General features: G+C 45.1%; 10 protein-coding genes and 1 pseudogene (1 of these 11 running past the window's edge). All 11 read right to left on the reverse strand.

The genetic code is table 11. The annotated features are described in order from the left end of the window. Nucleotides 1-907, reverse strand: the beginning of a protein-coding gene (locus QA442_RS13275; RefSeq protein WP_279473170.1) for a type I polyketide synthase. Its footprint begins 12,719 nt before the window's first position; only the first 907 of its 13,626 coding nucleotides appear in the window; the start codon lies at nt 905-907; the stop codon falls past the left edge of the window. Next, on the reverse strand, nt 891-16,010 hold the full coding sequence (locus tag QA442_RS13280) for a non-ribosomal peptide synthetase (protein ID WP_279473171.1): 15,120 nt from the start codon (nt 16,008-16,010) through the stop codon (nt 891-893). The genes QA442_RS13275 and QA442_RS13280 overlap by 17 nt, the downstream gene beginning before the upstream one ends. A gap of 44 nt (nt 16,011-16,054) precedes the next feature. Further along, nucleotides 16,055-16,804 (reverse strand): polyketide synthase, encoded by a 750-nt coding sequence (locus tag QA442_RS13285; RefSeq protein WP_095431334.1) that lies wholly within the window; start codon nt 16,802-16,804, stop codon nt 16,055-16,057. 39 nt (nt 16,805-16,843) lie between these two features. Continuing rightward, complete coding sequence (locus QA442_RS13290) at nt 16,844-17,623, reverse strand: enoyl-CoA hydratase/isomerase (RefSeq protein ID WP_095431333.1); 780 nt, start codon at nt 17,621-17,623, stop codon at nt 16,844-16,846. Beyond that, the gene (gene pksG, locus QA442_RS13295; RefSeq protein ID WP_014664042.1) at nt 17,611-18,873 is read right to left on the reverse strand and encodes a polyketide biosynthesis 3-hydroxy-3-methylglutaryl-ACP synthase PksG; all 1,263 of its coding nucleotides are present in this window, start codon (nt 18,871-18,873) and stop codon (nt 17,611-17,613) included. Before pksG ends, QA442_RS13290 begins: the two co-directional genes overlap by 13 nt. Continuing rightward, on the reverse strand, nt 18,874-20,121 hold the full coding sequence (gene pksF / locus QA442_RS13300) for a polyketide biosynthesis malonyl-ACP decarboxylase PksF (protein WP_279473172.1): 1,248 nt from the start codon (nt 20,119-20,121) through the stop codon (nt 18,874-18,876). Beyond that, complete coding sequence (locus tag QA442_RS13305) at nt 20,099-20,347, reverse strand: acyl carrier protein (protein WP_003231809.1); 249 nt, start codon at nt 20,345-20,347, stop codon at nt 20,099-20,101. The genes pksF and QA442_RS13305 overlap by 23 nt, the downstream gene beginning before the upstream one ends. 61 nt (nt 20,348-20,408) lie before the next feature. Beyond that, entirely contained in the window at nt 20,409-22,712 is a 2,304-nt protein-coding gene (fabD, locus tag QA442_RS13310; RefSeq protein ID WP_095431331.1) for an ACP S-malonyltransferase, read from the reverse strand. Beyond that, on the reverse strand, nt 22,709-23,683 hold the full coding sequence (locus QA442_RS13315) for an acyltransferase domain-containing protein (protein ID WP_095431330.1): 975 nt from the start codon (nt 23,681-23,683) through the stop codon (nt 22,709-22,711). Before QA442_RS13315 ends, fabD (QA442_RS13310) begins: the two co-directional genes overlap by 4 nt. Before the next feature lie 503 nt (nt 23,684-24,186). Next, the gene (gene fabD / locus QA442_RS13320) at nt 24,187-25,053 is read right to left on the reverse strand and encodes an ACP S-malonyltransferase (RefSeq protein WP_095431329.1); all 867 of its coding nucleotides are present in this window, start codon (nt 25,051-25,053) and stop codon (nt 24,187-24,189) included. Further along, nucleotides 25,050-25,319: pseudogene (locus QA442_RS13325) on the reverse strand (hypothetical protein). The gene fabD (QA442_RS13320) and the pseudogene QA442_RS13325 overlap by 4 nt, the downstream one beginning before the upstream one ends. Nucleotides 25,320-25,392: the final 73 nt, after the last annotated feature.

Raw genomic sequence — 25,392 nt, forward strand, 5'->3', positions numbered from 1 at the left:
CAGTGTCCGCTCTTGTCATCTGGGTCTCCTGTGCATCTTGATGTTTTCCGCTAATCAGCTCCGCTTCGCGCACCAATTTGCTTGTAAAGTTTTTCAACTCAGCCACTTTTTCTCCCGATGCATTAAAAAATTCAAGTGTTACATAAATCAGCTCTTTTTCCCGCCGGACGGAGGAGCGCTTAATTCTCGTCATGCAATCCGACTGCAAAAGTGCAGAAGCGGAAAAGGATTCATAGAACAGAGGCAAATACAGCCTCTGTTCTCCTTTAAGCAAAGATGTGAGCAAATGATTGGCACCCACCCCGCTCCCGTCTATGAGAGTCGGGTGAAACATAAAGCCTTCTGCGTGAAGCATTGCTTCCGAACCGAGAGAAAGCTCAAGAAGGACGCCGTCTTCCTCTTCATAGATGCAGCCACTTGCTTTCATATATTCGCTGTGCACCAATTCCTGACGTCTGCATTGTTCATATACATCATCAAGCTGAACAACGTTCTGTACAGATGCTTTGATTTGACTGAGATCCAGTGTTTCTTCAAATATGGCTGGGGAGTCTGCGTACATGTCAGCCTTCATATAGAGCTTTTCTTCTGAAGCTTCTGTCCCATCACGTTTTTCAATTCCCTTGGCTGTGATTTGCCACTGTCCTTCTTTTTTCTCCGCGCATTGGATAGTAAGAACAATTACTGCATCCTGTTCAGCCGTTAATGGCTGATAGATGGATAAATTGCGCAGCTGAAGCTCTGAGCAGGAGAAGCCGTATTCTCTGAATATCTGGTAGATTATATCGATATAAGCCAATCCCGGCAGGACATTTTGTCCGTAAACCACATGGTGATAAATAAACGGATTTTTTAACGATAATGTGAGTTGTTTCGTTATCTTTTTCACGTTAGACCTCCACCTCATAAGTATCCCATATGTTTGCCGCAGTCATTTTCGAAGTCTCCGCTTCCAGCTTTGGCTCGCCTGGCGAAAGCAGTCGTTTCTTTAATTGAGGAGGCGATATTGGACTCCGCTTGATGGCGTGTTTTTCATCTTTTTCCCACGCCTCTACGATGACATGGGCATTCGTCCCCCCATCGGCAAAGCAGTTAATGGCCGCCGCGGGCCGTGAATCTGTCCATTTTTCCTGGGCTCGGCTGAACGTGATGTTCGCTTTCTGTTGATCGAAATGCGCCATCTCTTTTTCACCTGATAAAAATGGGACAAAGCGGCGCTCTTTCAGCATCAGCACAACCTTAATAAAGCTGGCAATCCCTTCAGCACATAGCGGATGCCCGATGTTCGGCTTGATTGAACCGAGAGAAAGAGGCGATGAGTGACTGGAACGGTACACGGATTGGATCGCTTTTAGCTCAAGGAGATCGGTTACGATTGAACCTGACCCGTTTGCCTCGAGATAGCTGATGTCCTCTGGTTTTTTTCCGCTTTTGGAAAGCGCATCTTTCATGACTTCCTTTTGCGCCTCCAGATTAGGTGTTGCAGGCCCCGCCGTTCTTCCGTCATTATTGACCGAGGCCGCTTTCACAACAGCATATATGGTATCTCCGTCTTCCAGCGCCTGTTTTACGGTTTTTAGCATGACCATTCCGACGCCTTCACCTAACACAACTCCATCAGCACGCTCATCAAACACATGGAAGGATGAATGCTTGCTTAAAATGCCGCGCCGATCAAACAGACTGTGAGAGGCATCAGAGCTCAGCAAGCTGACACCGCCGACTATGGCGGATTGAATTTCTCCGCCACGCAGCGCCTGAATGGCCATATTCATGCCGACCAAAGCTGATGAGCATGCAGTATCAACTACAACACTCGGGCCGCGGACATCAAAAAATTGTGAAATATTTGCCGCTAAATAATTTTGGCCGACTGTCACGATCGGATTCTTAGCATGATCAAGGCTCTCTTCATCAGGTTTGTGCTGGCTTCTGCCTCCAATATAAACGCCTACAGGCTTGCCCTTTATTTCCTCAGGTGTATAACCGGCGTGATACAAGAGTTTCAGACATTCTTCCAATACAAGCAGTGCTTGCGGGTCCATCGCCCTTACGTCTTCTTCATGAAGCAAAAAGAAATCCGGATCAAAATACCTGACGTCATCAATCATGCCGGCATAATATGGCGTCTTACGGCCCCAGCGCTCTTCCGGAACCGGGCCGATTGACGAACGCCCCTCAGATAGTAACGACCAATAGGTTTCCAGTGTATCTGCTCCAGGGAAACGGCAAGAGAGTCCGACAACAGCAACATCTTCTGCATGAGAGCCCGGTGACAAAATCGCTGGCGCCTGAATCTGAGTGGCAGGAGCTCGATCCTCCACAGGAACAGGTACCTCCGCCTCTATTTTGTTCTCCAAAGGGGCTGATGCATCCGATACCCTGCCTCCAAATAGAGCGGACAGCATTTCGGAATAAGAACCAATCAGCCAACCTGCGAACCTTTGAACTGTCGGGTATTCATATAGAATTGACGGATCGAGCGCTGCTTCTAATGTGCGGTTTATACGCTGGAGCACCTGCGCCAAAATGATCGAATCCACGCCATAATCCTGAAATAACCCGTCAACCTCGAAGTCTTCACGATCTATTCTCAGCTCTTCGGCAAACAAGTCAACAAGCCAGGACTGTGTTTCAGATAATAATCCATCATTTTTGGAAACTGCATCGACATCTTCAATGTCTCTTGCTGACGTGCTCTGTAAAGCAGCTTCCTGCAAACCGCCCTCATGCCGTTTTCTCCTCATCATCAGCAGTTCCGGCTCCCAGTTTGTTTGATTCGCCATCGCAGGGAGAACAACCGGTCCGTACATTCTTGATAAGATTTGATCGAGAAAACGTAATCCCTCTGAATTCGTAATGCTCAATAAGCCGCTTGCCCGATACGCTTGATTTGTCACTTCACCCATACCGGTTTCTTTCCAGTTCGGCCATTGAACACTGATGATCTGCACATGTGTCTGATGTGCTTCTGCAAAATAATCCATATAGCTATTGGCCATCGCATAGTCAGCCTGCCCCGCCGAAAGCTCCGGAATAATGGCTGAAACAGAAGAAAATACGACAAAAAACTGTAATGGCTCGTTACACACATGGCGATATAACGTTGTAAGACCTGACACTTTAGGTTCCAGGACCCGCTGAATATCATCGGCAGTTTTTCTGATAAATGCCAGCGTATCCATATCCGTCAGACCTGCACAATGAATGACACCGCCGATCGGCCCTAAGGTTTGCCTGATATGTTGCAGCGTTTGCCCGACCTGAGCATCATCAGATAAAGCAAGGGACAGCATTTGCACCTGCACACCTTGTGCTTCCAGTTCCCTCACTGCCTGGATTTTCTGGGCCACTGATGTGTTCGAGGTGTCAAAACGAGCCCATTCCTCTCGCGGAGGAAGCTCCTCTCGTCCGGTCAGCACCAGCTTTTTCACTCCATAGTGCTCCGCAAAATGTCGGGCGCATAATAGCCCAATGCCTCGTGTGCCGCCTGTAATGAAAAGCACATGATCTTTCGGGAAGGCCGCGTTCTGTTTCGCTTCCTTACCTGTTTCTGGATGAGCTTTTAGAAAAGCTTGATACCGTAAACCATCCCTGTAGCAAACCTCCGTATCATGAGAATCTGAATAAAACTCATCAGCGATCTGCTTCGCGAGACGGTGACGATCAATAATTCCCTCTGCATCCATATGCCTTGAAGTAAGGTGGCTGTATTCGCTTTGAAGCATCCGATATAACCCAGCTCGTGAGGCGCCAGCCATCCGGACGGATGCATTTTGAAACGATTCGAGCCCCTTCGTCACACAAAGCAGCCTGAGTCCTTCTTTATGCCCGAATTCAACCAGTTTTTGCACCCATTCAATCCAATCCAGCCGGTCTTCATCATGCTCGCCGCAGCCGATGACATCCACTATACCGTCAAACTCTTTCCAATCGATGTCTGACTGATTATTGTCTATCCGGCTCACATCTAATAAGAGATGATTTGGAAAATACGAAGACACTTCTGCTGCTAAATCTGCTGTCTCTTGGTTGCTCAGGATAGCAACCGTTCTTGTTCCCGGCACTGTTGAGCCAATTGGACTCAATCTCCATTGTTTTGTCAAAAAGCATGGGATGCGGTCTTCAATTGCATTCACCTGTTCTTTCTTGTCCCTTTGTGAATGTTCCTTTGCCGGCACCCAATAGTAATCCTTCGCAAACGGATATGAAGGGAGGCTGATCAGGCGCGGTTTGGTCTCTCCGTATAATGTGTTCCACTCAATGGTGACGCCTTTGACCCATAAATCAGCAAGTTTGGCGTATTTTCTTTTTCTGATCCAAGCTTCAATTGCCAACGCCATATCCTCATCCGCTGTAAAAATAGCCTGGGTCTCTTTATTTCGATGAGACTGTCCCCGGAAGAACCCTTCTGTTTCTTCCTTACCGTCAACAAACGCCTGCAGTTTCTCTTCAAGTTCCTGCATCGTCCCCGCAACACACGCAAGACGCTCATCCATTTCTTCGCGTCCAACTTGCAGGGTGTAAGCGATGCGGTGTAAATCCTGCTCTGTATATTTTTTATCGCGGATCGCTTCAAGCAATTGCGAGGCACGATCTATCAGCCTGTTTTTATTTTTAGCCGACAGAACAATCACGTTTGGCTGTTCTGTAGCCGTGTGTTCTGAATTGGCTTTTGGCATATATTCTTCAATCACAATATGAGCGTTTACTCCGCCAATCCCAAACGAACTGATTCCCGCACGGCGCGGAAGCTCGTTTCCGTCACGATCTGTGACAGCCTTCCATTCCTGTTTTTCCTGAACGATGTAAAACGGGCTTTCAGTCAGCTGAAGATAAGGATTAAGCGTCTCACAATGCAGGCTTTTCACTAACGTTTTATGCTTCATTTGAAGAAGCACTTTGATCAAACCGGAAATGCCTGCTGCTAGCTCTAAATGACCGATATTGCTTTTAACTGAGCCAATGCCGCAACGGTGATCAATAACATCCAGCTGTCTCTCGCTGGATAGTTCCTTAAACGCGGCTTTCAGCCCGTTTATTTCAATCGGATCGCCCAATTCAGTCCCTGTTCCATGTGCTTCGATATATGTGACAGTGCTTGGGTCTATGCCTGCTTGTCGATATGCACGCACCAACAGATCAGCTTGTGCTTTCGGATTAGGCGATGTCAGGGTATTGGCTCTTCCGCCGTGATTTTCCGCCGTCCCCCGTATAACACCGTAAATGTGATTTCCGTCGCGCTCGGCATCTGCCAGCTTTTTCAGCATGACCATTCCGACCCCTTCGCCTCTGACATAACCATTCGCATCCGCGGAAAAGGTTTTACACCTGCCGTCTTTGCTAAGCATGCCAGCTTTGCTGTAGCTGATGTGCGCCTCTTCTGTTAAGATCGTATTCACGCCTCCAGCGATCGCCATCTCACAATCACCGTTTTGCATCGCAGTCACAGCACGGTGAATGGCTACAAGAGAGCTGGAACAAGCCGTCTCGACTGGTTCGCTTGGACCGTGGATATTCAAAAAATAACTCATTCTATTCGGGCCAACCGAAGGAATCATATGACCTGTAGCAGCATGGCCTTCAATTGGAAGATTCGCTCTATGAAATAGATCTTTATAACCGGTGTTTCCCGTACCGATAAAGATACCAGTCCCTGTACCCGAAAGGTTTTGCGGCGAGCAACCCGCATCTTCCAGTGCCTTCCATACGTATGTCATTAACAATCGCTGCTGAGGGTCTACATAATCAGCTTCTCGCGGCGAAATACCAAAAAACAATGGATCAAACTCTGCGATACCGTCAATAAATCCGCCCCATTTGATGTCGGTTTTATTGACGTCAGTGTCTGGGTTTCCATAATGCTCCCGCCAATTCCAGCGTTCTTTCGGGACTTCTGTAATGCTGTCTTTGCCTTCCTCAAGATTTCTCCAAAATTCATCTATATCCATAGCGCCAGGGAATCGGCCGCTGATGCCGACAATTGCAACCGGCTCAAAATCGGCAGCCTGCTTTTTGTTTCTTTCTGCTTTTGCAATATCTGGCTGTGTAAAGCGGCGCTTTCTACGCGATGTGATTTTCGGCGCTTCAGGGGATAATGTTTTTCTCTCTTCCTGCCCCTTTGGTTTTTCTCGCTCCTGAACTAGGGTGTCCCCATATTTAGCAGTCAAATACTCAGCTAGGCTTTGGATGCTTCCATATTCAAAGAAAATGGTCGGCGTTAGCTCCAACTGAAATTCTTCGTTGATCTTGTTTGTAAAGACAGTGAATGTAACCGAATCAAATCCGTATTCACTTAGCTCTGTATTGACATCAATTTCTTCGCGATTTACTTTTAAAATTGTACTTACCATGTTGCTTAATGATGCCTCCAGGCTGTTTAAACTGTGCAATGAGTTTGTTCTTTCCTCTACGCCTTTAAAAGTAGCATTTTGATCCCATTCGCCCTGATACGAAGCAACTACATATTCAGCCAGGCTTTGGACACTGCCATATTCAAAGAAAATGGTCGGCGTTAGCTCCAACTCAAATTCTTCGTTGATCTTGTTTGTAAAGACAGTGAATGTAACCGAATCAAATCCGTACTCACTTAGCTCTGTGTGGACATCGATATCGTCAGTGTTCACTTTCAAAATCGCGCCAACCATTTGGATTAAGGCTGCTTCCAATTGTCGAGCTTGTCCGTGATCCTGATCCGCCTTTTTCTGATCGTTCCGCTTGGCTTTCGTTCCTGCAGAAAGCAGTTTTCGTTTCATTTTCTGAAGCTGTCCTTCCATCACAAAAACTTGCGGCTTATCAGATGCCATCCCTTGATAAAATGCTTTCAAGCCACTATCTGTCGACATCGGGACCATTCCCGTCGTTTTCAGCATTCTCTTTTCATCCTCAGCGCCGACTTGCATACCGCCTTCTTCCCACAACGGCCAGTTGAAGGAAATGGTGGAGCCGGATCGCTTTTTACATGCCGCAAGAGAACGGCGGTACGCGGCAAAGGCATCCATAAACGTATTGGCTGCTGCATAATCGGCTTGTCCAGCGTTCCCTAAACATCCCGAAACGGATGAGAATAAAACGAAAAAGTCCAATGGGAAATCCTTGCTGCATTCGTCTACATGTAACAACCCGTTTACTTTCGGCTGCAGCACTTCTTGAAGCTCTTCATTCGTTTTATGAATGATGAACTGATCTTTAATGCTGCCTGCACCGTGAATGATTCCATTGAGAGTGCCATACCTTTCTTTGATTTCCTCAAAAAGATGATGAACAGCCTGCCGATCACTTACATCAGCCTCTCGATAGACAACCTCCGCTCCGATGCTTCGAAGAGCCTCCAGCTCGTTTTCCTTATCTTCACTTAAAACAGACCGTCCCGTCAGCACAATCGTCGATCGGCCAGTTCGATTGGCAATTTCCTTTGCAAACAGAAGGCCTAAGCTGCCTGCTCCGCCTGTGATAAGATAAACGCCTTCGTCTCTCCACGGCATATAGGGCGTATCAGCTGAAGGAATCGCCATTTCCCGCCAGCCTTTCACAAAACGGTTTCCAGCTTCATATCGAATCTGTTTGTCAAATGGCCTCCGGCTATCGTCTTTCAGCATGAGATGAAGGTCTTTTATTTCTTCAGGTTTCTCAATTTCGATAACCTGAGCAGTCAGTTTGCTGAACTCTATTTCTGCTGTTTTAAGCAGACCGGAAACGCCGGCAAACAATTGCTTCTCTTTTTCTAACGGAACGATCGCTTGAATGATGATGCGGCCTGCAGAAAGCTCACGGAACTTGCTTCGCAGGAGTTCAAATAGATTCTGCGTGTAACATTGATAACGTTCAGCAATATGTCCTTCAGCTTCGTTCAGAGTAATCACATGGGCATCTTTCATGTGGGAGGCAATGCTGTCTGTGACACTTCGTTTAGTTTCGAAGAGAACAATGATATGCTCCGTGTACGAAGGATCTTCGTCCTCTCGTTCTCCATTCTGTTTTTCCCACACCGGCTCTAGCATTAAGCGTTCGTGGCGTGTTGAAGGCTTTGAAGTATGAACCTCTCCTTCTAATACTCTTGTTGAGAATCCTTTGATCCTGACACATACGTTTCCACTCTCGTCAATGACATCGATATCCGCTTTCTGGACACCCCCCCCGGAGTGGTCGTTGTCACTTAATCGAGCATAAGCCCACATAGAAGACGAACAGCCTTTGATCACCTCAAGCTCTTCAAGCGCAAATGGCAAAATCAGCTTTTGATCCGCTAATTCCTGCATGATGCATATCGTTGCCGTCTGCAAGGCGGAGTCCATGATACTTGGGTGCAGCGCAAACTGTTCATTCGTTCCAGAAACGGTTTCCGGAAGCTCCAGCTGCGCCAAAACCTCTCTGTTTCCTATATTCACATACTTAATTCCTTGGAAGGCCGGACCATGGAACATTCCTCTGCTCCTGCCTTCCTCGTAAAATTGATCGGGTGACATCTCTCCTTTACCGCAGCGGCGTGACATTTCGGCGAGGTCAGCGACCGGCGTTTCGGCTCCAGATACCAGCTCCGCGCTGCCTTGACTATGAATAACAGGGTCTTCCCCGTCTTCCTGTGTACTGTAAATATCAAAAGTGATTTTTCCATCTTCTTCAGGAAAGAGACTGATATCGACTTGAGCTGAATGTTTGTCAACCACAACAGGCTGAACCCAGACTGTATGATTCAATCTGATTCTGACATCTTGGCCAATTTCACTTCCTGCCGCCTGGTTTATAGCCGCGTACGCCATTTCAAGGTACGCAACACCAGGAAGCACCGGCTTTCCTCTTACCACATGGTCTCTCAGGAAGAATTCGTCACCAGTGAAAACCGAACTGAATTTCTGTTCAGAAAAATCAGATGTATTCTGATGAAGCAACGGATGAATAGAGCCGACCCCTGTTGCATTTCCGGATCTCTGCGCCACCGGTTTGCGGTCATCCTGTGACGGCCAGTATCGTTCCTTTGCAAATGGATATGTCGGCAGGCTCATTCTGTATGGGCGCTCACCTTCGTAAAGCTGCATCCAATCCATATGCGCTCCCTTGCTCCACATGTCCGCAAGCTTGTTTACTTTTCCTTTGGCCATCCACTTGCGTATAAGTTCAGCACTGTCCTCATCCTCCGTCAGCCATGAAACCTCTCTCGCATTGTTCTTACTTCCTTGAAAACAGCCTTCAATCGCTGTTTTTCCATTAATAAAATCTGCGAGCTTCTGTTTTAACCCATTTACATGCTCAGCTATAAAGGCAACGCGATGCTCCATCGCTTCCCGCCCCACCTGAAGGGTATACGCCAAATCAGGCAGCTGGCTGTTCTCAAGCCCTCTTTTTTCCAAATAGGCCAGAATGTCTTCTGCGTATTCTTGCAGCCTCTCTTTATTTTTCGCCGAGATCGGGATAATGCAGGACTTGTCTATCTTTCTCTGATTTGAATCCCTTTTGAATTGTTCAAAAATGGCATGGGTATTTGTCCCGCCAAGCCCGAACGAGCTAAGTGCAGCTCTGTGCGTTTTGATCTCACGGCTTAACGTTTTCTTTTGATCGACGACGTAGAAAGGAGAGCTGGCTAAGTCTGTATTTGGATTCGGCTCCTTATAATTGATACTCGGTGCAAGCTCTTGATGATAGAGACTCATCACGACCTTAATGCAGCCCGCGAGACCGGCGGCTGTATCTAAATGTCCGATATTGGTTTTCACTGATCCAATGCCGCAAAATTGCGTTTTATCTGTATATTGCCTGTAAACGTTCGTTAAAGCCGCCAGCTCGATTGGGTCGCCCAGCTTCGTTCCGGTCCCGTGTGCTTCCACATAACAGATTGATTCAGGCTGTATCTTCGTTTGATTCATGACCTTTTGCACGACGTCAGCCTGCCCTTTGACACTTGGAGCATAAAAACCGACTTTGTCAGCGCCATCGTTATTTACACCTATGCCTCTTAGCAAGGCATAGATATGATCCCCGTCTTTTACAGCTGCAGCAGCTTTTTTCAGTAATACAACAGCAACGCCCTCGCCGCCTATCATTCCATCAGCTGAAGCGTCAAAAGCTTTAATATGTCCGTCACTCGAAAAGTTCAGCCCAGGCTGATGCACATATCCGATATTTGACTCGGTATGCAGCGTTGCACCGCCAACTAAAGCATAATCAGATTCACCCGACAGCAGGCTTTTATAGGCAGAATGCAAGCCAATCAGAGATGATGAGCAGTTGGCATGGACGAAAAAGCTTGGCCCTCTCAGTCCGAGCTTATGTGAAATCATTGTCGGAATCGTCCCGCTCTGTGCAAGCACCCACGAAACATAGCCGTCCGGCGTCTCCAGGCTCTCTGTTGTATCTGACGGCAGCAGCGCGCGATAAGAATTATTGCTTGCCGACATAAAAACACTGGTTTGCGGAATCTGTCTCGCAGCATAACCGGCATCTTCTATTGCTTTCCATGAATGAGTCAGCAGCATTCGAAGCTGAGGGTCCATAAATTCAGCATCTTTAGGGGAGATTTGAAAGAAGCTTGGATCAAATCTGTCTTTCCCCTCAATAAAAGATTTAGCCGGGACATAGTCGGCATTCTCCGCTATTTCCTTTGAAATGCCAGAGCGCTGGAGCTCTTCTTTACTGAAAAACGTAATGCTTTCCTTGCCGTCTCTAAGGTTCTCCCAAAATTCATCATGATTTTTTGCCCCTGGAAATTCACACGATATGCCAATAATCGCCACACTATTCTCATAATAGTCTGGGAGATCGCTCATATCGGTAGAATGGGCAATATGAGCTGCTGGCTCTGTCGGCACATGATCGCTTGCATCGTTCATGCGCTGTTCAGCGATGTATTGGCTGATATTTTTGATCGATGAAAACTCAAACAGGTCTGTGACAGAAAACTCACAGGATAGTTCATGTTTGATGCGGTCAGCCACAGTGACCGCGAGAAGCGAATCCCCGCCCACATCGAAAAATCCGTCTTCCCATTCAATCTCACTCGTTTTCAGCACTTCCTGCCAAATGGCCAAAACAGTATCCTGAATGTTCTTACGTGAAGGCTGCTTTTCCATTAGCGGTTCCCCTGTTACATCGATAGTCTTAAGGCTGTTTCTATCTATCTTTCCGTTCGGCGTTAACGGCATATGATCCAGCTGAATAAAATAAGAAGGCACCATATAGGCAGGCAAAGCTTTTTTCACAAAATGACGCAGCTCTCTCGCTGTAATAGAAGCATTTGCATGTTTAGCTGTATAATAGGCTGCTAGGTTATCCATACCTGCAACCACAACGCATTCCAGAATGCCGGGATGTTCACTAAGCCTGCTTTCAATATCACCAAGTTCAATACGGAATCCGCGGATTTTCACCTGATTATCGATGCGGCCTATATATTCAATTCGTCCTCCCGGAAGCCAGCGGGCCATGTCTCCCGTTCTATAAAGCTTAGACCCCGGCTCAAAAGGATTGTCAATGAATCTCGAATCCGTTAATTCTTCCTTTTTGTAGTAGCCCTTCGCCACACCGTCTCCTGCAATGCACAGCTCACCCGGGACACCAACCGGAACTGGCGCGAGCTGAGAATCCGTAATATAAATTTGTGTATTGGCGATCGGCCTTCCTATCGTGGCATGAGAGCATTCATCGTGAATGCGCTGAACCGCCGACCAGATTGTTGTTTCGGTTGGCCCGAACATATTCCAGGCTTCGCTGCCCGTATGCAAGAAATATCGTTTTAATGTCTCAGGCAATGCTTCGCCTCCGCATAAAATTTTCACGCTCTCTTCATTTTCCCAGCCTGAATAAAAGAGCATCTTCCACGTAGCGGGGGTTGCCTGCATTACTGTTGGTTTGATCATTCGGATGTCCCGTTTCAGTTTTTCAACGTCTTTTGTATGCTCCGTTTGACAAATATAGCAGTGTGCGCCTTTTATTAAAGGCAAAAATAATTCCAGAGCGGCGATATCAAAACAGTAGGTTGTAACAGCAAGCATTTTATCCTCTGGCGTAAAACCTGGTGTTTCCCCCATCGAAACGAGAAAGTTTGTTAAAGCTTTATGCGGTATCATGACACCTTTTGGCTTTCCTGTACTGCCGGACGTATAAATGACATATGCCAAGTTTTCCGGTGTGACAGTTCGTGTAAGCACTTTTCGATCTGAGGCTGTTTGAGCAATTTCATCCCAATCTTGATCTAAAAGAACAGTTTCGACACCGTTCCAACTCAAAGTATTTACTAATTCTGCTGTCGTCAGTGTAATGAAAACTTCACTGTCCTTTAGCATGTATTCCAATCGTTCAGCCGGATAGGATGGGTCTAGCGGCACATATGCTCCCCCGGACTTAAGAATCGCTAATAATCCCACTAGCATCTCTAGCGATCGATCCACATAGATTCCCGCCAGACGGTCCGGACCCACTCCATGCGCCTGCAAATAAATGGCGAGCTGTGTGCTTCTTTCATCAAGCTCCCGATACGTCAATGTTCGGCCTTCATAGCTGACAGCTGCTCTATCAGGCGTCTTTTTCGCCTGCTGCTCAAACAACTCATGAAAACATGTATATGGATACGTTTTGTCAGTGGCGTTCCATGTTTTAAGAATCATCTGCTTCTCTGCCTCAGGTAATAAAGCGTACTCTTTTAAAGGCTGAGAAGGATTCAACATCGCCTGCTCTGTTACATAAACAAACTGGTCGAACATGGCGGATATCGAAGCCGCATCAAACAGAGCTGTGTTGTACTTGATGTTCAGCTCCATTTTTTCTTCTGTTTCCCACAGCTCAAAAACTAGTTCGTATTCGCCCTCTTGATGAATACAATCAACGAAATCGACAGAAAAGAAGTCAGCATAGCGGCTCAACAAGCTTTGATAGCTTCCGGATTGAAGAAAATTCTGATAGAAAAAAGCAGTTTGAAATACCGGTGAACCTGCTTGACTTCGAGGAATATGCAGATCCCTCACCATTTTTGGAAAAGGATAAGCTGCATGATCAAGCCCATCCAATATCATTAATTGCAATTTTGAAATAAAGCCAGAAAAAGTGTCTGCCGGGTTCAGCTCACTCCGAATCGGCAGCATATTGAGAAAATGTCCAATGGCATCATCAAATCTTTCCTCCGGCCTCACCATGGCCGGCATGCCGACGATCTGTTCCTTTTGCCCGGTGTAACGGCCAAGCAGCATCATATAGCAGCTTAAGAATACCGTCGTAACATTTACAGAATGCTCTTTCGCAAACGTCCTGACCTGATTCATGAAGCCGTTGGACAGCTGCCGGGTGTATGTATCCTCTCCAAACTCAGAACCGCCTGAACTTGCGCTGACCTTAGGCAATTGAAGATTCGGCAACGTTCCCGATAGCTGTTTTTGCCAATACGTACGATGCTTCACACCGTCTTTGCCGGCAAGCATGTTTTTCTCCCATGCCGCAAAATCATGATAAATGGCAGGAGAAACAGCTGTATCCGGCTGCTGTCCTTGTAAAAGAAGCTGATAGGTATCAAACAGACTGCGCATCAATGTGACAGACGAAACTCCGTCAAAAATCAAATGGTGAATGACAACTAATAGAAAATGTTCTTGTTCAGATCTGGAAAAGCTCATGACACGCACTAACGGGCTGTTTTCCTTTACATACGGTTCCTTTACTTTCTTTCTAAGAAAAGCAGGAATATCAGACTCTTTCATACTTGAGATGTTTTCTGTCTTGATTTCAATTGAAAGCGCTGGCTCATTTTTCAGAAATGGCACTCCGTCTTTCTCTTGGATGACGTGCTTTAAGATTGGATGCTGATTCAATACAGAGTCGAAAGCCTGCTGTAATGTTTTAAGGTGAAGCCCTGATGAAAATCGAAAACAGAGCGGTACGTGATATGCACTTTTTTCGGGTGACATTTTTTGCAATGTCCATAATCCTTTTTGAACCTCAGAGAGGGGCTGAAAAATTGCCTGACTCCTTTCCGGTTCCGTTTTATATGTGTCAGTGCCCTTTTTGTCAGCAGACAAACTGCTGATGCCTTCATGTTCAGATAGATAGCTGGCTAAGCGTTCAATTGTAGGATATTGATGTATCTCTCTGGCTGTAAGTTTGATTTGATAATGTTTCTCGATCGATCGAATGAGCTTCATCATCTTGATAGAATTCACACCAAGACTTTGGATATTTGCATTTGGCTCCGCCCAATCGCGGGAAACGTGCAGTTCCTCAGTCAAACAGGTGAGCAGATGCTCCTGTATTTCTTCCCTTACTCTTTTCACATGGTCTGCTTGCTGTATCTCCCCGTCCTGGACCGCATTTTTCATCTGGTTGGGTTTATGAAGCAAGTGGTCGAATTCTCCATTTTCAAATGAAGTTTTCAGCTGGGTGCGCTGGATTTTTCCGATAGCCGTTTTTGGTATCTCTTCTTTTTGTACAGGCAGCAAATATTCTGGAGTGACTCCGATCACCTGCGAGACATGGGATTGTATGTTTCTAAGAAGCTGAGACATCTGCTCATCATTTAATTTTGCGGAAGTAACAAAGAAGATAGCCAGCTGATCTGTTGAATTCTGGCCCAAACGGACAGCGCAGGCAGCAGTATAAGAAGTTTCAATTTCAGGTAACTCTTCAACTGCAGACTCAATCGCATGACTGTAATAATTAATGCCATTAATGATAATTGCATCTTTCGTACGGCCTGTTATCGTTAAGCGCCCGTTTCGCAAAAAGCCGAGATCTCCGGTTTCAAACCAGCCGTCTTCTGTAAACACACTCTCATTCAAATCAGGCCGCTTGTAATAACCGCTAGTAACAGAAAGACCCGAAACTTGAAAACGGCCGATCTCGCCCTCTTCAACCAATTCATTATGGTCATTCACAATTCTCATAGAGAAGCCGGGGATTGGAGAGCCTATTTCAACAAAATGATCATCATCACTTGTTCCAGCCCGGGTAAACTCATGAGAAAAAATAACGCCCGATGAAGTTTCGGACATTCCCCATGCAGGTCGGATGGCATCTGCAGGCAGTCCATGAGGTTCTAAAAGCTCAAGTATTCTGCGCCCTACCTTGGCTACCATTGCTTCACCGCCATTTAGCATGTACCGCATTGAAGATAGATCCCATTTCCTATTTTTTATTTCTTCTGCAAAATCAGTGACAAGACCAAACGCAAAATTCGGCGCCCACGTAACAGAAGCTCGGTAATGATCAATCCAATCCAGCCATTTCAACGGCTCCATTAAGATCGTTTCGCTTGAAACGTTAATTTCCTGACAGCCAAGATAAACATCTCGCAAATGCAGCATTCCGATGCCTCCGACATGGTCAAACGGCATCCAGTTAAACGTAATATCCTCTCTGGTGAAGCCTTGCATTTGAATAATCCCTTTCACCATGCTCATAATGTTACGATGATTAAGCATCACTGCTTTAGGTGTTCCCGTACTGCCTGAAGTCAGCAATAAAAGCGCTAAGTCTTCGGGACTGGCTTGATGCCAATCTGTGTCCGCTTCAGCGCTGAGCAGATCCTCCACAGCAATCGCCCTGAACCCTTCAAGCCCTTGTTCTTTTGCCCAATCGAGCATTTCCTGGTACATCCCCCGGTCTGTAATGACCGCCGGCTTGTTGAGAAGCGTCCATGCGTCTTTCAGCTTTTGAGTGCCGCTGCTCGATTCAGCATACGTTGGCGGAACAGCTAACGGAGCCGGAACAATCCCTGTTAACACACACCCCCAGAACGCAGGGAGAAGCTGTGAATTGTCACCAAGCTGCAAAATCACGTTTTGTTTTGCTTTCAAACCTGATTGGCGAAGTCCCTTCACAATGCGCAATCCATCATCCCATAATCGTCTATAGGATTGGTAAACTTCAGTTCCATCCGGCTGCAAATAAATGATTCCCTTTGTATCTCCAAGCTCCGCAGCCGTTCTGTATAAAACTTCAGGTATTGTTGACGGCTGCTCTTCAGATATATGTAAAGGCTCACCATGACTGACAGAAGGGTTAGCTAATAGGCGGATATTATCATTATTTCTCATCGCGCTGCCTCCATTTCACCTGCGAAATTTTTATAGATTTTCAGTTAATTCCCGTATAAACCTTTGATCCTTGTTTTGACTTCTTCATGATGAAATGTTTTCTCATGCATCATCAATTCCTGTTCAATGACGCGCGGCAGCTGATCACGAAGCGGGGCAACCAGATGATCTTTCAGGGTAACCAATGAGTTTCTCGGCTTTTCCGCCAGTTCTTGCGCCAGCTCCACTGCATAATCTAACACTTCTGCACGGGGCAGCACCTTAAAGGGCACCCCTCTTTTTTCAAGCTCAGCTCCGCGGTAGCTTCCCGCATTCAATAATATTTCCTGGGCCAGGCTGAATCCCAGTTTTTTAGGAACGATAAAGGTAGCGCCCATTCCAGGCGTAAATCCGTATTTCATAAAATTAGCCGTATACACGCTTTCTCTGCTCAGAATGACAAAATCAGCAAAGAGCCCCATGACAAAACCGCCTCCAATTCCATGGCCCTGCATTGCCGCAATAACTGGAATCTCGCAATCCAGCGCCAGAGAATAAAGATTGTCATCAGTGAACTTGGTCAACCCCTGCTGAATTCGAAGCAGTCCTTCTTGCGTTCCTCCTGAAGCAAAATAATTATCATATCCTGTCAAAATGACCGCTTTATATTTGGGGTGCTGCCGTATGTATTCAAACGCTTGAATTAAACCGTCTGTAAGTTCTTGTGAAAACGCGTTTTTATGAGCACGATCATGCATTTTTACCTGAATAATGGCGTGTTCAATTTCAATAAGCTCCACAACGGAATGCGTCATGATGTCCTCCTAACGGTTCTGATTTCATTGTTCAAACGGTTACTGATTCTCCCATGGGAATTGTCCTGTTTCAACATACCTGATGATTCTCATTTGGTTTTGGGGATCAGAAAACATGTCTTGATTTGCAGTTAAAGCGGTGGCTTTCGAACGGCTGACTTGATGATCGAGTGAGCTCATAAACTGTTTATAATGTGCGATTCCTTTTTTATTCAGCCTCCGCAAACGCAATAAATGCTTTCTCAGCAGCACGTCACTTTGAGCATCAAAAGCATCTATTAACCCCCATTCACTGGCTTCCTGAACGGAAATCGGCTTTGTTATAAGTGTCATGTAATGCGCTTTCTGCCAGCCGATACGGCGGATCAAAAACGGTAAAACACACGCAGGGTACAGGCCAAATAGCAGCTCAGAGAGACTGAATGACGCTGTCTGATCAGCAATGGCAATATCAGTGGCAGAAACGAATCCAAGACCGCCTGCATTCACTTTTCCCCTGACATGAGATATCGTGACGTAAGGACCGGTCTGTAATTTCAGCCACAAATCATAGAGAAGCTCTTGAGAACTTGCCTGTTTTCTGCCCTTTTTCATTTCCTGATAGATATCTTGAAAATCCGCTCCGAAACAAAACACCTCGGGAAGCCCCTCTAAAACGACAACTGTAACTGATGATGTTTCACATTGGTTTAACACTTGCAGGCATTCTTCTATCAGCGTGTCATTAATCGTATTATTCGCTTCAGGGCGGTGAAAGGTAATATAGCAAACCGACGCTTGAAAGCGGACCTTTATCGTTTGATAGGTCACGTGATCCACCTGTACTTCCGATGAAACTCAGAAATTTCTTCTAAAAACAAGCGCGGCTTCTCTTGAGTAGACTTCATGATGCCCGGTATCATCTCAAAGTCTAGCTTTACATTACGCGTCCCAAACCGCACCATCCCGCTCCCCTTAAACAGCAGCTCATACTCTTCCATAGAGAGCTGATATCGGCGATCCAAATGCTTCTCAATGTCAAATGTTCGCTGACGCTTCTGGCCTTCCGGAGTTGTAATTCCGCTGTAAAACTCGGAACAGCAGCCGGATCCGTAGGAAAAACAGCCAATTCGTTTAGGCGAATCAAATCTCCCTTGGTCGATCGTGCTGGCCAATGCCAGAAACAAGGCTGCCCCCATAATATTTCCAACCCGTTGACAGTAATTTAAACCTGGTTTTACCCGATTTAAAAAATCCGTCTCAATCCCAGCTGTTTTCATCTTCGCCACCTTACGCATCATTGTCCGGTGCGCACCTTTCACCATCCCGCCAAAGGGCGTATGGTAAGCAAGATATTGAAACGTGTCCTGATAATTGGCTCCCGGTACACGTTTTTGATATTCCAGAAAGGTCTGTTCGCAGCAATCCAGATATGACATTAAAGAGAGATCAGAATCACCCGCTTCACTGTCGGGAATGGGGCGGCACGTGTCCATGACTTCATAGCCGTAATACCCATTTGCTCCGGGATCTATTTGAAACACCTCGGGATTTTCGCCAACTAAAACGGCCACCGCTCCCGCCCCGGCGCTTGGTTCCGCATAAGACCAATCTTCGCTTAATGCGTCTCCTCCCTCTGCGATTAAAAAACGTGAAATATCACTGGCGATAACCAGTGCTTTGGCCCCCGGGGAAGTCTGGGATAATATAAAATTCACCGCCATCTGAAATCCAGCCGTTCCTGAATAACATGCCTGTTTAATCTCAAACAAACGGCAGTTGCGGTTGAGGCCTAAATGCTCGTGGATATATGTACTTAACGATTTTCCAAAGTCAATCCCGGATTCAGAGCAAGTGATTAATAATTCAATCCGGTCCTTCTCTGCTTCAGATAAAGCATCAATTATCGGCTTAGCTGCATTGACTCCGAAGGTCACGGGATCTTCATAAGGCAGTGCTACCGCTTTTTCTTTCATTAATAAGTTTTCAAATCTGGCAGTGTCTAAGCGTCTGTATTTGGCCAGCTCCATGACATCAAGGTATGCCGTTCCGCCAAAGACATTCATCGCTTCTATTCCGGCTGAAACCATTTATGATTCGCCTCCACATTTCTCAATGTTTTGTATACAAACCGCAGTGTTCATTCCACCAAACCCCATGCTTAAGCTCAGCGCATTTTTGATGCGGTATGAAATCGATTTCTCATTTACCCAATGAAAGGAATCATCGATTGGATGATCCAAATTCCGGCTCGGATGCAGGGCAGATTTTTTCATTTGCAGCAAAACAGAAATAATCTCTACGATGCCCGCCGCACTAAGCCCGTGTCCGGTTATCGATTTTGTTGCATTGATATAAGCATGGGAAAGCCCGCATGCACGGAGCGCCTTTAATTCTGTTTCATCTCCAATAAAAGAACCTGTACCATGAGGATTAATATAATCAATATCTTCTGGTGAAAGGCCGGCACGCCCTAGCGCCTTCTGGATGACATGAATCTCTCCTTCTAATGAAGGATCAGGGTTCCGGTTTCCGTCCAGTTTAATTGACCAGCCAGGCAATGCTGCATAAGGTTTAACACCTCTTTGTAAAGCCGTCTCCCTTCGTTCTATTACCAATGCACCGCACGATTCTCCATAAATAAATCCGTCTCTGTTTTGATCGAAGGGCCGGCACGCTTTTTCAGGTTCATCAGCATATTTGTCCGTTCCCATAGCGCCTAAAGCCCTTAGCGCCTCACATTCCATATAAGAAAGATCCATTAAAGCACCAAGTGCTATGCAAGTATCAACTTCACCTGACAGGACTTGCTGAATCGCATGAATGACTGCTAACTGGCCGCTGGCCGAGGCTCCTCCCAACGTATATGCCAATCCTGTAATGCCAAACTGATCTGTACATATCCCGCAAAGATCGCTATCCATGAAAGACAGGCCATACGCCGGCGAAATAAAACCAGAGCGGGCTTGATAGCTTTCATAAACCTCTAAGGTTTCTCTCTGCTGGAAATTTGACCCGCCAACTACCAGTCCGATACGTGAGGAATCTGCATCGTCCAATTCAGCCTCCTCCCAAGCCTCCGTGAGAGTTACCAATGCAGCGCGGCTGGAAAATGATGCTTTCCGCAATATTTTTTTAGAAAGCCGGTCGGGATAAGACAATGATGCGATTTCAGCTCCGATAAACCGGCTGTCTTTTTGTCTGCCTGAACGCTTCATGACATCAAAGGCATGTCTGCCGGACAGCAGCGAGGAAGCAAAGTCCTCTTTTCCTTGACCGATGGAGGCCGTGACGCCTACACCGGTCACTACGACCTCAGGCAGATTGCACTTTGTCATAAAGCACCTCAGCTAATTCACCGATGTTTTTCACTCCGGATAGCTCAATGCGAGGAATTTTTAACGATAAATCCTCTAGCACCATTGTGATAATTTCAGCTCTGTCTACAGAGTCAGCCCCTAGCTCAACTAACTGATCTTCAGGCTCAAATCTGTGTCCGTCTAATTCAGGAAGCACCTCGCAAATATTGGTGATTAATACTTCAAAGATTCTCTGTTTATCCATAACGCGCTCTCTCCTTCAATGGATCATTTTAATGATTTTTATAGGTATATTTTCATAATATTCAAACTTTTATCCTTATGTTGTCTGTTTCATGCGACGGCTGATACATCGATTGTATCCGTTCATGAAGCAATACTGCCGTTTCTGTCATTAATTTTTTCGCGATTTCATCGACATGACGGTTTCGCCAATTTTCTAATTGCGATCCTTTGACCCATTGATTAAAGGCTCCCAGCGCGGGACCGCAGTGAATTTGATAATCAACCTTCGAATGTTCGCTTCCGCTGATTGCCAATTTTGAGCTGTATCTGAAGTACCATCGGAAAATCAAAGCCATTTTATGCTTCGGGTTTTGTTCAGCCTTCTCAATGTCTGCCGCGGGATAATGTAAGGCAATTTCCTTATATATGTCTTCTAAACTGCGTTTAAAGTATTTCTCCTCAAGCTGGGCCAGCATCTTTGCATCCAGCTCACGTATAGATCCATACCGCTGGTACAGTTCATATAACTTGTTTGCCCGTGCGGGAAAGAACACGCCTTTTTTTAGCACTTGCACTTTACTGCCCGATTCAAACATATCGCCTGCAGGCGCATAGGCTGTATCTTGTACATTCATCTGCTGAAGCAAATCCTTTACTTTATCACTTGTTGCCGCCTCAACCGTACATTGATTGATTGAACCTGTTAGAATAAAATCTGCCCCAAGCATAAAAGCCGCCATCGCTGCCTCAGGTGTTCCAATCCCTCCAGCTGCACCAACTCTTATTTTTTTCCGATATTGATATTTTTTCATCATGTCATCTCTTAAAGATGTCATCGCCGGCATCAGGCTGTATGCCACACCGCCATCTGTGTGACCGCCTGAATCAGCTTCCACACAAATATCGTCAGCCATCGGAATGCACCGCAGCAACTCAGCTTCATTCATGGTGATTTTATTTTCTCCTAAAAGCTTTTGCAGCATATTCTCAGGCGCAGGGCTCAGAAATGACTCTGCAACTTCCGGACGTGATATTTTTGCTATGAGACGATTTGAGCATATAACCTCACCATTTTCATTTCGTTTCACTCCTTTTGCGCGGTACCTTACTAATGCAGGAGTGACACTTAAAAATGCTGAAGCTTCCACAACGCTCACTTGATTCCTCAATAAAAGATCGATCATTTTTTCCTCTGATTCAGTATGTTTCATATTGTGTACCAGATTGATGCCGTAGGCTTGTCCTTTCCCTAATTCACCTTGTATAGCACGGATCGCATCTTCAACCTCATTCAGGCTCAGACCGCCTGTGCCAAAGAACCCCATCATTCCCGCTCTTGAGAGCTTTACTACCATTTCTTTCGAAGCAATTCCGCGGTACATTCCTCCTGCAAGATAAGCGTATGTAAGATGATAATCCTGTTTAAATTCAGCACTTCCTAAAGATTCTGCCGTAATGTCGGCTTGAACATTGGGTTTTTCTTTTAGATGCACACTGATCGCGAGGTTCTTTTTCGGTATATATGTCAATGGTTCAGCTTCATTTTTAATCCGATGAATGAGGCCGGTTAATACAGTGCCAGGCCCAATCTCTTCAAACTCCATTTCTCCTCTTCCCATCAGGAAACGAATGCTGTCCGTCCATTTCACTGTGTTGTCCATTTGTTCAGATAATGTATCTTTTAACCGTTCTTGATGGTATGGCTCTGCATAGACATTGGAGATAACCGGGATCGCCAAAGGTGCAAACTGGAATGAGTCAATATATTGCTTAAAGACCTGTTTTGCTTGATTCATATATCTGGAATGAAAAGCTCCGCTCACATTTAATGGATGAAACAGCTTTACATCCTTGGTGTTTTCAAAAACAGCCCGAGCTTTTTCAATCTCTTTTTTCGGGCCGGAAATTACAATTTGCCGAGGCGTATTTTCATTCGCCACATCAATGTCATGAAGGCAGTTCTCTTCTAAAACGGCTGTAACTTGTTCCTTATTCAGGCCGATCACAGCAGCCATTCCGCCTCCTGTAATGCGTCCCATCAATTCTCCTCTTTTTTTGACAAGTCTTAATCCGGTTTCAAAATCAAATGCACCGGCAGCCAACAACGCATTGTATTCTCCTAAACTGTGTCCTGCCGCAAAATCAGGTTTTCTGCCGGTTTCCTCCACTCGCTTCAAATAACTGAGTGCATTTACAACGTATAAAGCAGGCTGCGTGTATTCAGTATGGTTTACATCCAAATAGGATTTCTCTGTACATAGCTTCTCTATTGAATAGCCCAATATTTGATCTGCTTGATCAGTCAAATGCTGATATTGTTCAAATAACCCTTGTCCCATTCCCTTTTGCTGGGAGCCTTGCCCTGGAAAGACATATGTAATCATCTTGTAAACTTCCTTTCTGGTGTACGGAAACCCTCAACCGTTTTCAGATTTTTCAGCTCCTGATGAAATGGTGTTATGATTGAGCAGCAGCGGTCAGCTGAATCACCCGGAATCAGCTGTTTCACAAATGCAGCTAAGGTGCCGGATGGCCCTAAATCGATAAACTTGCATGTATGCTTGCTTTCCAAATATCGAATCGCTTCACGAAACATCATTGGTTTTCTGACCGCATTCCAAAAGAAATGATTGTCGATTACGTGAAGGCAGCTTCCCGTTAAGCTCGATACAATCGGTATGAACGGTTTTTTAAAAGATTTTGATCTTAAAAATTCTTCATAGGCACTCTCTGCCGGATCGATAAGCGAAGAATGAAAAGCATAGGATACAGGAAGCAGCTGGCAAAGAATCTGTTTCTCTTTTAAAGCCTCCATAATCTGCTTTATATGATTTTCTTCACCAGAAATGACGAAGTGCGAATCATAATTGATAGAAATAAGTTCACTATTTCTAAACAGTTGCGGATAATCTTTCAGCAATTGCGGTTTGTCAAGAATGGCCAGCATTTTACCTTTATCGCAGGAATTTTGGATGACAATAGCCTGTTCAAGTATGCAATCCAGTATATCCTCTGCGTCTGACAAACCAGAAATTGCCGCTGATGCGAATTCTCCCAGGCTTGATCCCAATACGTAATCAGGATAAATTCCCCTGTCTTCCAAAACTTTATATAAGGAATACTCAACCATAAAAATAGCTGGATGGGAAAAAAGAATACGATCAAACGGATCTGACACCCGTTTATCTGGATGGTAGATTTCTTCAACAATAGATGTGCCGATTCGCCGTGCTGCAATGGCATCCATTTCAAGCATCGATTGGCGAAACACGGCATTTTCCTTAAATAGTTCTTTCCCCATGTGATAGTATTGGGAACCTTGTCCGGAAAACATAAAAACAAGCGGTTCATTCATGTGTATAACCTTCTTTTTTTATATTTATGACGGCTATTTTGATTTTTCAGTTCTATATATGCTGTAAAAGACATATAGCAGCGATTGAAAGAAAGAAAATAAATAAAAAAGTCTTATATGAAAAAAGTAAAGGAGATTCAACTTTGGAAGGAATGCTATTAGTGCTCTGGATGCGGTTCATTTATGAAGTGATCGTAGATGTATGTTGATATCTCAAAATTGATGTAACATGATGACAGGATCAGCAAAGAACATCGACTCTATGATTGGTGGGTGCGTTAAAAAGGGACCATCTAGATGTGAGAGCGATGGTTTGGCAATCTGGCTGACATAGTTCAAATGTCTAACTTTTTTCAGCCTCTTTATGTAACAGTATATAAAGTTATTCAATTAGAAACAGTGTCAAACGAACGATTGACTCTTTAAAACTTTATACCTTAAAGGAAAGGAAATCTGTCTTTAGCTCTAATTAACGAGGTACAAGGCCATAGGAACAAACGTTTTTAACGGGGCATTGGTTCCGCATCTTTCTTTATGCGATGTATTAACCCGGTTAAAATATTTCCTGGACCTATCTCCTCAAACTCCATATGGCCTTTATTCATTAAGTAGCTTATGCTCTCAGTCCATTTCACTGAATGATTAATTTGATCGGCCAGCGTCTGCTTCATGAATTCGGATGTATACGGTTTGGCATACACATTTGAAATAACCGGGATAGACGGGGACGAAAAATGAAAGGCATGAAGGAACTCCTCGAATTCTTCTTTTGCTTTATTCATGTACCTGGAATGAAACGCGCCGCTTACGTTTAAGGGGAGTACCATTGTAACTTCAGTCAACGTATCAAAAAGAGATGCGGCTTTTTCAATCTCATCTTTTTTCCCTGAAATTACAATTTGATATGGGGCGTTCACATTAGCAATATCAACATCATGTAGATGATGTTCTTTCAGAGCCTTTGCAACCTGCTCTTCATTTAGTCCCATAACAGCTGCCATACCGCCGTTGCTTACCAGACTCATCAGCTCGCCTCTTTTTCTGACAAGCTGTAAACCTGTCTCAAAGTCAAAGGCTTCAGCTGCAAATAACGCATTGTATTCACCCAAGCTGTGGCCGGCGACAAAGTCAGGCTTAACTTCTTTTTCCTTGATTTTTTTCAGATAGCTTAGTGCGTTTACCACATATAACGCCGGCTGAGTAAATTGCGTTTTATTTAAATTGGAATAAGGATTTTCCAGGCAAAGACGTTTGATTGAATAGCCTAAGATCTCATCTGCCTGATCCGTCAGTTCTTTAAATTCATTGAATAAGCCGCTGCCCATTCCTTGTTTCTGCGAACCCTGCCCCGGAAAAACATATGTGATCATTCTCTCAAAGCCACCCTTCCGATAGTAGATGTGTTTCACTTTTGTATGATTTTATAAAAAATAGTGATGACCGGATAAATAGTAGCATGTTCAAGTTGATGGTAACCTCTGTAAATATTATCCGTCAAGTTAATTTTTCCTACAGTTAACCCAATTGTTTTTCTACTTCTTTCAATTGAGGAATAAAGGATCAGGAGATATAACAGAATATATGAAAAAGGACCTGCATCACGTATAGGGCGACATATCAAGATAATGCGCTTCATTTTCTTACTAATAAGTTTTCAAAATAAATAACACCCTCCTATGTAATCATTTTGAAAAATAAAAAGCATTTAG

This window comes from Bacillus stercoris (assembly GCF_029772985.1).
In the GTDB taxonomy this organism is placed as follows: Bacteria; Bacillota; Bacilli; order Bacillales; family Bacillaceae; genus Bacillus; species Bacillus stercoris.